This is a genomic window from Pseudomonas sp. Irchel 3E13 (assembly GCF_900187455.1).
Lineage (GTDB): Bacteria > Pseudomonadota > Gammaproteobacteria > Pseudomonadales > Pseudomonadaceae > Aquipseudomonas.
Genome location: NZ_FYDX01000004.1, coordinates 131663 through 147488, shown reverse-complemented (window position 1 = coordinate 147488; position 15826 = coordinate 131663). Strand labels below are relative to the sequence as shown.

Annotated in this window: 7 protein-coding genes; 3 read left to right on the top strand and 4 right to left on the bottom strand. The window is 62.2% G+C overall.

What is annotated here, in order from left to right; all coding sequences use genetic code 11:
* Positions 1 to 71 precede the first annotated feature (71 nt).
* Both sohB and CKW37_RS07625 read left to right on the top strand, forming a co-directional pair.
* Positions 72 to 1088 carry a protease SohB gene (gene sohB / locus CKW37_RS07630; protein ID WP_095155079.1) on the top strand — a complete coding sequence of 339 codons (1017 nt, stop codon included), beginning with the start codon at positions 72 to 74 and terminating at the stop codon, positions 1086 to 1088.
* A 71-nt stretch (positions 1089 to 1159) separates the two neighbouring features.
* The gene (locus tag CKW37_RS07625; RefSeq protein ID WP_095155078.1) at positions 1160 to 6379 is read left to right on the top strand and encodes a dermonecrotic toxin domain-containing protein; all 5220 of its coding nucleotides are present in this window, start codon (positions 1160 to 1162) and stop codon (positions 6377 to 6379) included.
* Between the two features lie 150 nt (positions 6380 to 6529).
* Here CKW37_RS07625 and CKW37_RS07620 read toward each other — a convergent pair whose 3' ends face one another.
* From CKW37_RS07620 to metH, 4 genes are all read right to left on the bottom strand, one after another.
* Positions 6530 to 7024: a DUF934 domain-containing protein gene (locus tag CKW37_RS07620; RefSeq protein WP_095155077.1), complete on the bottom strand. Its 495-nt coding sequence runs from the start codon at positions 7022 to 7024 to the stop codon at positions 6530 to 6532.
* Entirely contained in the window at positions 7008 to 8666 is a 1659-nt protein-coding gene (locus CKW37_RS07615) for a nitrite/sulfite reductase (RefSeq protein WP_095155076.1), read from the bottom strand. The genes CKW37_RS07620 and CKW37_RS07615 overlap by 17 nt, the downstream gene beginning before the upstream one ends.
* A gap of 524 nt (positions 8667 to 9190) precedes the next feature.
* Entirely contained in the window at positions 9191 to 9409 is a 219-nt protein-coding gene (locus CKW37_RS07610) for a DUF2970 domain-containing protein (RefSeq protein ID WP_095155075.1), read from the bottom strand.
* Positions 9410 to 9529: 120 nt separating this feature from the next.
* Positions 9530 to 13237, bottom strand: coding sequence for a methionine synthase (metH, locus tag CKW37_RS07605; protein WP_095155074.1), 3708 nt, complete (start codon positions 13235 to 13237; stop codon positions 9530 to 9532).
* 159 nt (positions 13238 to 13396) lie between these two features.
* Between metH and CKW37_RS07600 the strand changes: the two genes are divergently transcribed.
* Positions 13397 to 15697: a fatty acid cis/trans isomerase gene (locus tag CKW37_RS07600; protein ID WP_095155073.1), complete on the top strand. Its 2301-nt coding sequence runs from the start codon at positions 13397 to 13399 to the stop codon at positions 15695 to 15697.
* Positions 15698 to 15826 lie beyond the last annotated feature (129 nt).

Below are 15826 nucleotides of genomic sequence, written 5' to 3'. Positions count from 1 at the left end.
GGCCTGTCGGCGCCGGTATGCTTCACTATCGTTTTCGCGCCCTCGCGGCGCAGGTCAGCTAAGGAGTTATCGTGGAGTTTCTTGCAGAGTACGCAAGCTTTCTCGCCAAGACCGCCACTCTGGTGATCGCGGTTCTGGTTGTGCTGTCGGCTATCGCCGGTCTTCGCGGCAAGGGACGGCGCAAGGCCGGCGGGCAATTGCAGGTTACTCGGCTCAATGAGTTCTACAAGGACTTGCGTGAGCGCCTGGAGTCGGGCCTGTTGGAAAAGAACCAGTTCAAGGCCCTGCGCAAGCAGCAGGCCAAGGAACAGAAGAAACAGAAGAAAGCCGCGGAAGACAAGCCGCGGGTGTTTGTCCTCGACTTTGACGGCGATATCAAGGCCTCGGCCACCGACAGCCTGCGCCACGAAATCACCGCCTTGCTGACGCTGGCAACACCGCGCGATGAAGTGGTGCTGCGTCTCGAAAGCGGCGGCGGCATGGTCCACAGCTACGGCCTGGCTGCGTCCCAGTTGGCGCGTATTCGCCAGGCCGGCGTGCCGCTGACGGTGTGTATCGACAAGGTCGCGGCCAGCGGCGGCTACATGATGGCCTGCATCGGCGAGCGTATCGTCAGTGCGCCTTTCGCCATCCTCGGCTCCATCGGCGTGGTGGCGCAGTTGCCCAACGTCAACCGCCTGCTGAAGAAGCACGATATCGACTTCGAAGTGCTGACCGCCGGCGAGTACAAGCGCACGCTGACGGTGTTCGGCGAGAATACCGAGAAGGGTCGGGAGAAATTCCAGGAAGACCTGGATGTGACCCATCAGTTGTTCAAGGACTTCGTTTCGCGTTATCGCCCGCAGTTGCACATCGATGATGTCGCAACCGGTGAAGTCTGGCTGGGCGTGGCGGCGCTGAACAAGCAACTGGTCGACGAACTCAAGACCAGCGACGAGTACCTTGGCGAGCGGGCGCGTGATTCGAACCTCTATCACCTGCACTATGCCGAGCGCAAAAGCCTGCAGGAACGGGTAGGGCTGGCGGCCAGCGGCTCGGTCGAGAACGCGTTGCTAGGGTTGTGGAGCCGGCTCAGCCGCTGGCGTTAAGCAGTATGTAGCACCGTTGCAGCAGCTCAAGCAGGTTTCCTTCGTGCTCATTTGCCTTAGGAAAACCTGCGATGACGTCCGCCCAGCCCCTCGCTGTCCCCGATCTGCACGCGCCCTTTATCCAGGGGCGCTTGCCCGATTACTTCAAGCACTCCACTCCTGCCGACTTCAAGCGTCTTCGCGACAGTCAGTTGGCCGAGCAAAACGGCGCCTCGGCACCTGAGCATTGGTTCAATAGCGCCCCCGAGGTAGAGCGTCAGGCCCTGTTGGAGTATCAGGCCCGTCGCCGCCACTCAAGAAAGGCCCTGGCCGTCACGCTCAAGCCGCTGAAAGGGATTGGCGAGTTCGCCGAGCCCTTGCTCCAGGCGCGTATCGCCGCTGCGCTGGGCGTGGCGGTCGACTTGAACAAGGACGAATTCGTCCAGATCACCCGCGAGCCGGACATGGCGGGCTCGATGCTCAGAACCGTTCCGCAGCGCCAAAGCCTGATGCAGGCCGCCCTGCAGAACTTTGCCAGTGACGTCGAATTCGAAGCCGGCACCGCACTGGCGCCCAAGGATGCGTTCAGCCTGGAGCTGGTTCCCGCCAGCCCGGGTGCTTATCCCCGCTTTCGCTATCGCTATCGGGAGAAGTTATCCATCGAGCCGGCGCGGTTCGCCCGCCTGTGTCACGATCTTGACCTCGGCGGGCAGTACCAGCGGCACCTGACACAGGTGTTCGATAGCCCTGCCACTCGCAACACGGTGCGTGAGCAATCCGTTGTCGCCTGCAAGGATCAATTGCGGGTTGATATGCAGATCGCCTTCCTGAAGCAGGAAATCGGTCCGTCGGCCCGGCAGATGCTGCTGGCGTTGCTGGAAGGAGAGCGGGCCCCACGCTTCAATGACAGGCCGGTCCGTTACTGGCAGTTGTCGATGTTCGAGACCGCATTGGCCCAGGTGTTGCTGATCAGCGGCGGGCTGGGTAGAGGGGACAGGGCTGAGCCGCTGCTGGTCTACTTGCCGGGAGCGCCGTCGAGCCCATTGAAGGAGTATCCCTCGGCCAGCGCTGCCATACGCGACCTGCGGGTCAAGCTGCGCTTGCCCGACTATCAGGCACTGTTGCGCCGGCACGTGCCCAAGGCCAGCGAAGCCCATGTCATGCACCGCCTCGAAGGGGTGTTGTACCACCAGGTTCGCCAGCCCAATGGCGTGCATGAGCGCCAGCCTGATCCCAACGCCAATCTCAGTCTGAGTGCGGTGCCCATTGAGGCTGAGCTGTTCGGTCATCTGCAGGACCGTTATGTCGAAAAGCTCAAGGCCGATGCCAGGACGCTGGCCGTCCCCAGCGCCGATGCCGATGAGCAAGCACGCAAGGCCCGCTTGGCGTACTGGGAGAGCATGGGATTCGACCTGCTTAACGCCGCCGCGTTCTTTGTGCCCGGGCTCGACCTGGTCATGGCGGCCGTGGCAGCAGAGCAATTGTTCTCGCAGGTGGTCGATGGCGTTCATCTCTGGGAGGAGGGTGATCGGGACGAGGCCTGGTCGGTTTTTGAAGCGGTGGGGTTGAATGTCGCCCTGATGGCGGGGCTGGGCGTGGTCGGTCATCACGCGTCGAGAGCCGCTTCAAGCGAATTCATGGACGGGCTGATCCAGGTCAGTCGGCCGGACGGCCAGCTTCGTCTGTGGAAGCCGGACCTGAAGCCCTATGCCAGTGAGGTCGATCTGGCCAAAGAGGTGTGCGACGCACAGGGGGTATACGCGCTCGCCGGCAAACGCTACCTGCGCCTGCACGATAGCGTTCATGAGATCGCCCAGGGCGCGGATGGCGAATGGCGGATTCTCCATCCCGCCAACGCCGAAGCCTATCAACCGCAGCTCAGGCATAACGGCCAGGGTACCTGGGTAGCAAAGGGCGAGCAGCCCCTGACCTGGAGCCGGCGGAAACTGTTGTGCCGCATGGGCCCGGTGACTCACGGGCTGGATGATATCGAGCTGGCGCACGCAGCCGATATCAGTGGTATCAGCGACGATATGCTGCGTCGGGTGTACCTGGAGAACACCCCGATCCCGCCGTTGCTGGTCGATACCCTGCGACGGCTGCGCCTGGATCAGCGTATCAGCCGGATGGCCGAACACATGCGCAGCGGCTTGCCCGGCGGGGTGGACATGGGCTTCTGTGCAGGGCTGGCGATAGAGTTGCCGGGCTGGCCGGCGCGGGTTATCGAAGTGTTCGAAGGGCCTGCGTTCTCGGGTACTTCGACGGCCTATGGGCGGCAGCTCTGGCCGGAGGGCCGATCGATCAAGGTGCTTGCCCGGGACCTGTTTGACAACCGCCTGCCCGAAGCCATCGTTGCGCAGCTTGATGAAGACGAGATCAATCACCTGTTGGGCGCGGGTGTGGCGCCCGATACGCGGGCGCAGGTCGTACGTGAGCGATTGGTCAGACGTATCATCCGGCGTCGGAGGACGATATTCGAAAGCCTGTACGATCAAGGCGAGGTGCCCAGGTCGCCGAGGGCCCGGATTCTTCAGCAACGGTATGCCTCGCTGCCTGATGAGGTCGTCGATGAACTGCTCAGCCACGCCAGCGGCCTGGAGGACGGCAATCAGCGGATTCCCCTGACCCTGGCAGAGGAAGCCCGCCTGTATCAGCGCCAGATTCGATTGAGTCGAGCATTCGAGGGCCTGTATCGGTCAACCATGGCAAACCGGGACAGTGATCGACTGGCCTTGCGCTTGGTGGAAAAGCTGCCCAGCTGGAATGGCGGGGTTCGTTTCGAGCTGCGCAGAGACACCCCGGACGGGCATTTGCTTGAACAGCTAGGCGGCACGGGTGCGGCGTTGAAGAGGACGTTCGTGCGCGAGCACGGGAGCTATGTCACGTACGACGTTGACGGGCAGGTGCTCGCCAAGAACGAGTCCATGGCCGCGGCCATCCTGGCAGCCCTTCCAGCCAACAAGCGCGCCGAGCTGATGCTGGATTTGCCCGGACAGCCGCCGTTGCAGGCGTTGCTGTACCGGTTGGCGACGGACGACCGTTCGCAGGCTTCGCAGTTGTTGGGCCTGCAGCCGGTGAAGCCAGGGTTTCGTTCACCGATGCGGCTGGCTGACGGGCGAATCGGTTATACGCTCGGTGGCACACAGAGCACTCAAGCAACGGGGCGAAGGCTGAGTGAGCTTTACCCAGACTTGAACCGCAATCAGATACGGGACCTCAAGGTCCGTCTGCTATCGAAGTACGAGCATCTGGGCACCGCGATCGAGGCGCTGGAAAACGAATACGGGGAGCTTTCACACAGCCTGCGCGAATGGCAGCTCGAGCTGCGGATCAGTGCCATCGAGCGTGATTACCGCTGGCGGATAGGACAGCGCCTGAAGGAGGCCTGGCGCCTTGCCGGTGACGGCGAGCGATCACATACCCTCGACTTGTCCGGGCAGCGCGTTTCCCGGCTGCCTGTACTGGGGGCCCGATTCGATCACATAAAACTACTGAACATGGAGAGCATGGGGCTGGAAGAACTCCCCGAGAGCTTTCTGGGCTGCTTCGGCGAGTTGCGTGAGCTCATATTGCTCAACAATAACTTGAGCACCGTTCCCGCGTCGGTTGCTCACATGGCCAGCTTGAGCACGCTCGACCTGAGTATCAATTCATTGTCCAACTCGCTGAATGTGTTCGCGCCCCTGCGTTCGTTCCACGGACTGCAGTCGCTTAACCTGACCAGCAATCGCCTGGCGAGCCTTCCGGGCCCGGTATTGCGCGACCTTTGCGGCCTGCCTTCGCTGTGCCGGTTGAGCATGCGGTTCAATGGGTTGGTGTTGAGTGCCAGCGACCTCGAAGCATTGTCGGTCCTGCCGCTGGAGCGTCTGAGCCTGGGCAGTAACCGGATCGTCCTCGATGCCGATGGCGCACGGGCATTCGGCCGCTTTTCGCAGCTTCGGGTGCTGTCACTGTCATCCAATCCGCTGGGGCTTGCGCCGGATGTCGGCAACCTGGCGATGTTGCAGCACCTGGACCTGGAGTCATGCGCCATCACCGCCTGGCCCCAAGGCCTTTCCCGGCTGATGAGCTCGCCACGTTGCCGCTTGCGCCAGGTCGAGCTGAGTTCGAACTTCATGACTGAACTCCCGGAGCTGGAGAACACCCGCTTCGCCGAGATTCTGCGGCATAGCGATACCAATCAGAGCCGGCTGCACGTCAATTACAACCCGCTGCTGGCCGAGAGCGTGGCGCGGCTCGAAGCCACGGGCTCGATTTTTCACGCCTCGGGGCAGTTCCAGCACCCGACCTTGCCGTGGCTGGTGGGGTGTACCGCCGAACAGCGCGAACTGTGGAGCGAACTGTTCGTTCGCCGCGGTAACAGTGAACTGATGGACGTTCTGGACCGTCTGGCCGAATCCCGGGAATACCAGATCAACAAATCTGGCCTGAACGACAGGGTCTGGGAATTGCTTGAGTACAGTTCGCAACATGACGAACTGCGCGAGGAACTGATCGAGATTGCCCGAAGCTTTCCGTTTACCTGCGGCGATGCCGGCACGGATGCCTTCAGCGAGCTGGAAACCACTGCGCTGGTTCACCGTTTTGGCGCGGAGGCGGCCAACAACATCGAACTGAGCCATGTGCTGGTTCACCTCTACCGAAAACTGTTTCGGCGCCATGAAGTGCAGCGCCTGAGCGAACTTGTGGCCCAGCGCCGGGTGTTGCGGCGCCGGGCGCTGATCAGGCAGGAGACACTGCCTGATCTGGCCGTTCAGGACGACATCAGTGACGGGTTGCTCATGCGTGAGAATGTGGACGACATCGAGATCCGCCTGGCACTGCGCCAAGGCCTTGCGAAAGCGCTGAACTACCCCGAACTGTCGAAGGGCATGCACTACAGGGCGGAAGCGAACCTTTCGAAGAGAACGGTGATGAACGTCAGGGACGCGGTGCTGGTGAATGAGACCGCTGCAAACCGGCAACAGTGGATGGCCGCGGATGCGAGTTGGCAACGCTACCTCAAACGGCGTTTTCCTCTGCAGTTCGAAAGTGTCGTGGCGCCATGGGCCGATGGGTTGGAGTACCTGGAATACTGTGCGCAGATTTACCAGGGCCCGGTTCCCACACTGGACCAGCGCGTGCTGGAGGTATTGAGTACCGCCCTCGGTGAAAGTCCGCTGGACGGAAATGGAGTGTTACGCAGGGTGGAACTGAGCGGTCAGCGCTACCTGAATGTCGTCAATGCCGTGAGGGATGCTCACCACAAGGCTGAGGTCGACTGTATTTCGCGCTTGACCAAGGCGGAGGACGAGGCGGTCGAGGAACTCTAGGGGCGGGATTGGCTGAATGTACAAAGGCCCGCTACCGGGCAGCCCTTCGCGAGCAAGCTCGTTCCTACACATGCGTCGATGGTGTAGGAGCGAGCGTGCTCGCGAAGACTGACCAGGCATTCCCCGGCAATGGGGCCTTTGCCTGACCGATCAGCGGCGGCGGAACAGCGGCAGCGGTTCGTCAGTGGCGGCCTGGTAGGTCACCGAGAAGTCCTTGAGACTTTGCAGTGCATCTTCCGGGTCTTTGTCGGCGCGCACGGCGAAAGCGTCGAAACCGCAGCGAGCCATGTAGAACAACTGGTCACGCAGCACGTCGCCAATGGCACGTAGCTCACCGGTGAACTTGTAGCGATCACGCAGCAGACGCGCATTGGAATAGTTGCGCCCGTCGGTGAAGGCCGGGAAGTTCAGGGCGATGACCTGGAAATGCGCGACATCTTCACCGATTTCCTCGGCTTCTTCGTCGCTGTCCAGCCACACGCCCAGGCCGCCGTCGCGGGCTTTCAGGGCGTGGGCGTGTTCGCGCCACAGTTGCAGCGGCACGATGTAGTCGTCGCAGTTGCTCAGTTGGTCCAGGGTCACGTCCTTGGGCAGCAGGTGCCAGGTTTCGTCGACGATCTGGTTGTTCTTAATGATTCGCTGCATAGACGCGCTCCTTGAAGGGGTCGATGCCGATGCGCTGGTAGGTGTCGATGAAGCGCTCGTCTTCGTTGCGTTTTTCAACGTAGACGTTAATCAGCTTCTCGATCACGTCCGGCATGGCGTCCTGGGCGAAGGACGGGCCGAGGATCTTGCCCAGGCTGGCGTCACGGCTGGCGCTGCCACCGAGGGAGACCTGATAGAACTCTTCGCCTTTCTTGTCCACGCCGAGAATACCGATATGACCGACGTGGTGGTGACCACAGGCGTTCATGCAACCGGAGATATTCAGGTCCAGTTCGCCGATGTCGAACAGGTAGTCCAGGTCGTCGAAACGGCGCTGGATGGATTCGGCGATCGGGATCGACTTGGCGTTGGCCAGGGAGCAGAAGTCACCACCCGGGCAGCAGATGATGTCGGTCAGCAGGCCAATGTTCGGCGTGGCGAAGCCATGCTCGCGCAGTTCCAGCCAGAGCGTGTGCAGCTCGCTCTGCTCGACATCGGCGAGGATGATGTTTTGTTCGTGGGAGGTGCGCAGCTGGCCGAAGCTGTAGCGCTCGGCGAGGTCGGCGACCTTGTCCAGTTGCTTGTCGGTCAGGTCGCCCGGGGCGACGCCGGTAGGCTTGAGCGACAGGGTGACGGCAACGTAGCCCGGCTTCTTGTGCGCCAGGGTGTTGCGCACGCGCCAGCGGGCGAAGCCCGGGTGCTGCTGGTCAAGCTCGGCCAGTTGCGTATCGAGGTTGTCGAGGGCCTTGTAGTCCGGATCGACGAAGTGCTTGGCAACGCGATGCACTTCGGCATCGGTCAGGGTGCTGCTGCCGCCGCGCAGGTGGACCATTTCGGCCTCGACCTTCTCGGCAAACACTTCCGGCGTCAGGGCCTTGACCAGAATCTTGATCCGCGCCTTGTACTTGTTGTCACGCCGGCCGTAGCGGTTGTAAACCCGCAGGATGGCGTCCAGGTAGCTCAGCAGGTCCTGCCATGGCAGGAACTCATTGATGAAAGCGCCGATTACCGGGGTACGGCCGAGGCCGCCACCGACCAGAACGCGGAAGCCCAGCTCGCCGGCTTCGTTGTGCACCGGCTCCAGGCCGATATCGTGCACTTCGATGGCCGCGCGGTCGCTGGTCGAGCCGTTGATGGCGATCTTGAACTTGCGCGGCAGGTAGGCGAATTCCGGGTGGAAGGTCGTCCACTGACGGACGATCTCGCACCATGGGCGCGGATCGATCAACTCGTCGGCGGCGACACCGGCGAACTGGTCGGTGGTGACGTTGCGCAGGCAGTTGCCGCTGGTCTGGATCGCGTGCATCTGCACGGTGGCCAGCTCGGCGAGGATGTCCGGGATGTCTTCCAGGGCAGGCCAGTTGTACTGGACGTTCTGCCGGGTGCTGATGTGCGCGTAGCCCTTGTCATAGTCGCGAGCGATCTTCGCCAGCAGGCGGGTCTGACGCGAGGTCAGCTGGCCGTAAGGCACGGCAACCCGCAACATCGGGGCAAAACGTTGGATATAGAGGCCGTTCTGCAGGCGCAGAGGGCGGAATTCTTCTTCGCTCAGTTCGCCGGCCAGGTAGCGGCGGGTCTGATCCCGGAACTGCTTGACGCGGTCCTCGATGATCCGCTGATCGTACTCGTCGTATACGTACATAGGGGTCCTGTTCTCAAGCTGCTTGCAGCTAATCGCGCGCACGGCCGCGCACTCCGGATGCGGAGCCGGGGAAAGATAGCAGGTTGTATTTATGCGCAAAAGTGATGTTTTTGCATATGAAAAGAACCATTTGGACTAAGTGAGATTGGCTGGCATTTATCGGTCTTTACGAGGGGCTTGGCAGGTGCCGTCAGCCGGCGAAACTAAGGTCGGACAGGGCGTCCGTCGACTCGTCAAAGTCCCTGCTTGAGCAATGGGCATTGCTGGACTTTACTGCTGGGGGTATGCATTCCCATAACCACCAATAAAAGAGGCAATGCAATGGGAAACCCGACCAAAGCCGTCAAAAGCGACAGCAATGTCGACGCTTGGGCAATCCTCTGCCTGATTGTCCTGGTTGTCGTGACCGCTGTGTATTGGGTCAGTCATCAGTGATGGAGCGCTGAAGCTGCCCGCAACAACCGTGATCTTGCGACCTGAAATGAAAACCGCCCGCGGCATGGACCCCGCGGGCGGTTTTCGTTTCAGCGGGCGGTAAGGTGCAGGGCCAGCTGGACCAGCCCGTACAGCACCAGAATGAACACCAGGGTGAACGCGATGCCCATGGCGATGAAGTGAGAGGGCTTGCCATGGGTGAAGTCGCGTGCGCGGTTCTTGCCGCTCTGCACGCCGAACGCGGCGGCGAGGGTGCTGTGCAGGAGTTGCCAGAAGGTAGGTGGTTTGCTTTGGCTTGGGTCTTCCATGATGGGCTCCCTGTTCAGGTTTGACAGAGAGTCTAGTCGCTGAGGACGCTGGCAGAGCCGCTTGCGCGCCATTCACGGCGGTTCGGTGTCCCGAACCGCCGTGCAGCGGCTTTTAGATCATCAGTTGTCGTAGCCGAGGTTCGGCGCCAGCCACCGCTCGCTCACCGACACATCCTGCGCTTTGCGCGCGCTGTAGCTTTCGATCTGGTCCTTGTCCACCTTGCCGACCGCGAAGTACTGCGCCTGCGGGTGTGCAAAGTACCAGCCGCTGACCGCCGCTGCCGGGAACATGGCGAAGTGTTCGGTGAGGAACACGCCGCTCTGGCCGGTTTCGCCAATGGCGGTGCCGTCCAGCAGGCGGAACAGGGTGGCTTTTTCAGTGTGGTCCGGGCAGGCCGGGTAGCCAGGGGCAGGGCGGATGCCGGCGTACTGCTCCTTGATCAGCGCGTCGTTGTCCAGGTGCTCGTCTTTCGCGTAGCCCCAGTAGTCCTTGCGCACCTGCTCGTGCAGCCATTCGGCGCAGGCTTCGGCCAGGCGGTCGGCGAGGGCCTTGACCATGATCGAACTGTAGTCGTCGCCTTTGTCCTGATAGGCCTTGGCCACTTCTTCGGCGCCGATGCCGGCGGTGGTGATGAAGCCGCCCACGTAGTCGGTGACGCCGCTGTCCTTCGGCGCGACGAAGTCGGCCAGGCTGAAGTTCGGCTTGTTGTCCGGCTTGATGGTCTGCTGGCGCAGGTGGTGCAGGCGCTCCAGCGGCTGGCCGTCGTCGCCGTAGACCTCGATATCGTCATCGGCGACCTGGTTGGCCGGCCAGAAGCCGAATACCGCGCGGGCGCTGATCAGTTTCTCGTCGATCAGTTTGCTCAGCATCTGCCGGGCGTCTTCGTACAGCGCGGTCGCCGCTTCGCCCACCACTTCATCCGTGAGGATGCGCGGGAATTTGCCGGCCAGGTCCCAGGAAATGAAGAACGGCGTCCAGTCGATGTACTGGGCCAGCACGTTCAGGTCGATGTCCTGCAGCACTTTGACGCCGGTAAAGCTCGGAACTGCCGGCTGATAGTCGGCCCAGTCGTACTTCGGTTTGGCGGCGATCGACTGCGCGTAGCTCAGGCGCTCGGTGCGGGCGCTGCGGTTGGCGGTGCGTTCGCGGACGTCGACGTACTCGGTGCGGGTCTTCTCGACGAAGGCCGGCTTCAACTCCTTGGACAGCAGTTGCGTGGCCACGCCGACCGCTCGCGAGGCGTCGGTGACGTAGATCACCGCGTCGTTGCTGTAGCGCGGCTCGATTTTCACCGCGGTGTGGGCCTTGGACGTGGTGGCGCCACCGATCATCAGCGGCAGATGGAAGTCCTGACGCTGCATCTCGCGGGCGACGTGGACCATTTCGTCCAGCGACGGGGTGATCAGGCCGGACAGGCCGATGATGTCGCACTTCTGCTCGCGGGCGACCTGGAGAATCTTCTCCGCCGGCACCATTACGCCGAGGTCGACGATGTCATAGCCGTTACAGCCGAGCACCACGCCGACGATGTTCTTGCCGATGTCGTGGACATCGCCCTTGACCGTGGCCATGAGGATCTTGCCCTTGGCCTCCGGCTTGTCGCCTTTCTCTTCTTCGATGAAGGGGATCAGGTGCGCCACGGCCTGTTTCATCACTCGCGCCGACTTGACCACCTGGGGCAGGAACATCTTGCCGGCACCGAACAGGTCGCCAACGATGTTCATCCCGCTCATCAGCGGGCCTTCGATCACTTCGATCGGGCGCGCGCATTGCTGGCGGCAGAGTTCGGTGTCTTCGACGATGAAGGCGGTGATGCCCTTGACCAGCGCGTGTTCCAGACGCTTTTCCACCGGCAGCGAACGCCATTCTTCGGTTTCCACTTCCTTGGTCGCGCCGCCGCCACGGTAATCCTCGGCGATCGCCAGCAGGGCGTCGGTACCTTCCGGGGTGCGGTTGAGCACCACGTCTTCGACGCGCTCGCGCAGCGCCGGTGGAATCTCGTCGTAGATTTCCAGTTGGCCGGCGTTGACGATGCCCATGGTCAGGCCGTTCTGGATGGCGTGGTAGAGGAATACCGAGTGAATCGCCTCACGTACCGGGTTGTTGCCGCGGAACGAGAACGACACGTTGGACACGCCCCCCGACGACAGGGCGTAGGGCAGGTGGTCGCGGATATAGGCGCAGGCTTCGATGAAGTCAACGGCGTAGTTGTTGTGCTCTTCGATGCCGGTGGCGACGGCGAAGATGTTCGGGTCGAAGATGATGTCTTCCGGCGGGAAGCCCACTTCGTTGACCAGGATGTCGTAGCTGCGCTGGCAGATTTCGCGTTTGCGCGCGGCGGTGTCGGCCTGGCCGACTTCGTCGAAGGCCATCACTACCACGGCGGCGCCGTAGCGCTTGCACAGCTTGGCGTGATGTTTGAAAGCGTCGACGCCTTCCTTCATCGAGATCGAGTTGACGATGCCCTTGCCCTGGATGCACTTGAGGCCGGCCTCGATCACTTCCCACTTGGAGGAGTCAATCATGATCGGCACGCGGGAGATGTCCGGCTCGCCGGCGATCATGTTGAGGAAACGGACCATGGCGGCCTGGGAGTCGAGCATCCCTTCGTCCATGTTGATGTCGATCACCTGGGCGCCGGCCTCGACCTGCTGCAGGGCGACTTCCAGTGCTTCGGTGTAGTTTTCCTCACGGATCAGCCGGGCGAACTTGGCGGAACCGGTGATGTTGGTACGCTCGCCGACGTTCACGAACAGCGAGTTGCGGTCGATGGTGAAGGGTTCCAGGCCGGACAGGCGGCAGGCCCTCGGAATCTCGGGGATTTCCCGCGGCTTGTACTTGGCCACGGCCTCGGCGATCGCCTGGATATGGCCGGGGGTGGTGCCGCAGCAACCGCCGATGATGTTGAGGAAACCACTGGCGGCGAACTCCTCGACCACCACGGCCATTTCCGCTGGCGTCTCGTCGTATTCACCGAAGGCGTTGGGCAAGCCGGCGTTCGGGTGCGCGGAAACGTGGGTGCCGGCCTTGGTCGAGAGTTCTTCCAGGTACGGGCGCAGGTCCTTCGCGCCGAGGGCGCAGTTCAGGCCGACGGAGATCGGGTTGGCGTGGCGTACCGAGTTCCAGAAGGCTTCGGTGGTCTGGCCGGACAGGGTGCGGCCGGAGGCGTCGGTGATGGTCCCGGAAATCATGATCGGCAGTTCGATGCCGTCGTCCTCGAACACCTGTTGCACGGCGAAGATCGCCGCCTTGGCGTTGAGGGTGTCGAAGATGGTTTCGATGAGGATCAGGTCGGCGCCGCCCTCGATCAGGCCGCGGGTGGCCTCGATGTAGTTTTCCACCAGTTCGTCGAAGGTGACGTTGCGGTAGCCGGGGTCGTTGACGTCCGGGGAAATCGAGCAGGTGCGGCTGGTCGGGCCGAGCACGCCGGCGACGAAGCGCGGCCGGTCGGGGGTTTCCAGGGTCTTGGCGTCCGCCACCTGGCGAGCGATGCGCGCGCCTTCGACGTTCAGTTCGTACACCAGCGCTTCCATGCCGTAGTCGGCCTGGGAAATCTGGGTGGCGTTGAAGGTGTTGGTTTCGAGAATGTCGGCGCCGGCGTCCAGGTAGGCCTTTTCAATCGCGGCGATCACGTCCGGGCGGCTCAGCAGGAGCAGGTCGTTGTTGCCTTTGACGTCGCTCGGCCAGTCGGCGAAGCGCGTTCCACGATAGTCTTCTTCCTCAAGACGATAGCTTTGGATCATAGTGCCCATGCCGCCATCTAGAATCAGGATGCGCTCTTTGAGTGCTTGCTGAAGTGCTTGGAAACGAGCGCTGCGGTCAGACATTGGGACTACCTGGGTCAGACAAAGACGAAAGTTGCGGGATGATAACAAAGCTGCGCGCTTTTTAGACGCGTTGCACATTTGCATGAATTTCATTCATGTTGGCACCGCGACCCGAAGTAGAATCGTGAAAAGCCTTTATGAAATCAGGACATACGGCACATGGTGCATCGCTTTCTTGCCGGCGCCTTCGCTCTGCTCATCAGTGGCGCGGCGCTCGGACAAGCCCCTCAGAACGCTCCGGCAATTTCCTATACCCGGGACATCCAACCGATTTTCACCGAGAAGTGCGTGGCCTGCCACGCCTGCAACGACGCGGCCTGCCAGCTCAACCTCGGCAGTGCCGAGGGCGCCAGTCGGGGCATGTCGAAGGTGCCCGTCTACCAGGGCGACCGCAGCCAGGCGGTCGCCCCGACCCGGTTGTTCTATGACGCCAGCGGCCCGGCCGCCTGGCAGCGCATGGGTTTCAGCTCGGTGCTGGATCGCCAGGGCAGCCAGGCCGCGTTGATGGCGCGGATGCTCGAACTCGGGCACACCACGCCGCTGACGCCCAATGCCAAGCTGCCCGAGGACATCGTCCTGGGCTTGAACCGCAGCAACATGTGCCCGCTGCCCGGCGAATTCGACGCCTACGCCGGGGCGCACCCGAAGGAAGGCATGCCGCTGGCGGTGACCGGCCTGACCGAGGCCGAGTACCAGACCCTGCAACGCTGGCTGGCCCAGGGCACGCCGGTTGAGCACAACCCGGTGCAGCCGAGCGCGACGGAAGCGGCGCAGGTCGCGGAATGGGAGGAACTGCTCAACCGTCCGGGTTCCACCGAGGCGCTGGTGGGGCGCTGGCTCTATGAACATCTGTTCCTCGCGCACATCTACTTCGTCGGCGGCGAACCGGGGCATTTCTTCCAGTGGGTGCGCTCGCGCACACCGAGCGGCCAGCCGGTCGACCTGATCGCCACGCGCCGCCCCAACGACCCGCCGGGCACCGATTTCTATTACCGGCTGATGCCCGTGCAGGGCGTGATCGTGCACAAGACCCACATCACCTACCCGATGGGGCCGCAGAAGCTCAAGCGGGTGAAACAGTTGTTCTACAGCGGTGACTGGCACGCCGCCTCGCTGCCGGGCTATGGCCCGCGGCACCGTTCCAATCCGTTCGAGACCTTCGAGGCGATTCCGGCGGTCGCGCGTTACCAGTTCATGCTGGATAACGCCGAATACTTCGTTCGCACCTTTATCCGCGGCCCGGTGTGCCGCGGACAGATCGCCACCGACGTGATCCGCGACAACTTCTGGGCGCTGTTCCAGGAGCCGGCCCACGACCGCTATATCACTGACGCGGTGTACCGTGCCGAAGCCACGCCATTGCTGGCCATGCCCGGCCAGATCGACGACGTTGGCAGCATTCTCAGCCTCTGGCACGCCTACCGCGACAAGCGCAACGAGTACGAAAGCCTGCGCCGCGACACCTACGCCGACATGCCGGCGCCGAGTTGGTCGAGCTTGTGGGCGGGCAATGACAACGCGCTGCTGACCATCTTCCGCCACTTCGACAGTGCGTCGGTGACCAAGGGCCTGATCGGCGACGTGCCGCTGACGATGTGGCTGTTCGACTACCCGCTGCTCGAGCGCACCTACTATCAGTTGGCGGTCAATTTCGATGTGTACGGCAACGTTTCGCACCAGGCCCAGACCCGCCTGTACTTCGACCTGATCCGCAACGGCGCGGAGGTCAACTTCCTGCGCCTGATGCCGGCTGACCAGCGTGGCGACATCCTCAGCAACTGGTATCAGAACAGTGGCAAGGTGAAGATGTGGATGGACTACGAGGAAATCGACACCAGCACGCCGACCGCGCTGAAACTCGATCCGCGCAACCCCACGCGTGATTTCGGCCTCAAGCTGATCGAGCGCACCGGCAGCCTCAATGCTTCGCCTGATCCGATCAACCGCTGTACCGGCGCGTATTGCTCGCGGAACACCGTCAGCGAGGAATTCCGTGATGTCGAGCAGGCCCTGAGCCGGCTGGCATCGCGTCCGGCGGCGGGCTTGAAGGTGATTGGCCAGTTGCCCGAGGCGACGATGCTGCGTATCGAGGGGCAGGGCGGCAAACGGCAGGTCTACAGCATGTTGCGCAACCGTGCGCACAGTAACGTTGCTTTCATGCTGGGCGAGGCATACCGCTATCAGCCGGGGCTGGACACCTTGACCATTTACCCGGGGGTGATGAGCAGTTACCCGAATTTCATGTTCAACGTGCCGGCCAGCGATGTGCCGGAGTTCGTCGAGGACATGGAAGCAGCGCGTGACGACACGGCGAAGTTCGAGCGGATCGTCATGCGCTGGGGCGTGCGCCGCAGTCACCCGCAGTTCTGGCAGTACTTCCATGACCTGAACAGCTACATCAAGGAGACCGATCCGGTGGAGTCCGGGGTTCTGGATATGAATCGGTACGAGAATCTTTGAAGCGACAAGCCTCAATCCTCATGCGGCAAGAGAGAACAGCGGCGCGGCTGGCTGCTTTTTCTTGCCGCTGGTAGCTTGCGGCTTGGTCCTTTCTTTCCCGACATAATTGCTAGGACTTTGTTCGTTGAC

Excerpts from the sequence above, each read along its gene's own strand:
- CKW37_RS07625 (WP_095155078.1), top strand. The coding sequence starts at position 1,160 with ATGACGTCCGCCCAGCCCCTCGCTGTCCCCGATCTGCACGCGCCCTTT.
- CKW37_RS07620 (WP_095155077.1), bottom strand. The coding sequence starts at position 7,024 with ATGCAGCGAATCATTAAGAACAACCAGATCGTCGACGAAACCTGGCAC.
- CKW37_RS07615 (WP_095155076.1), bottom strand. The coding sequence starts at position 8,666 with ATGTACGTATACGACGAGTACGATCAGCGGATCATCGAGGACCGCGTC.
- CKW37_RS07610 (WP_095155075.1), bottom strand. The coding sequence starts at position 9,409 with ATGGAAGACCCAAGCCAAAGCAAACCACCTACCTTCTGGCAACTCCTG.
- metH (WP_095155074.1), bottom strand. The coding sequence starts at position 13,237 with ATGTCTGACCGCAGCGCTCGTTTCCAAGCACTTCAGCAAGCACTCAAA.
- CKW37_RS07600 (WP_095155073.1), top strand. The coding sequence starts at position 13,397 with ATGGTGCATCGCTTTCTTGCCGGCGCCTTCGCTCTGCTCATCAGTGGC.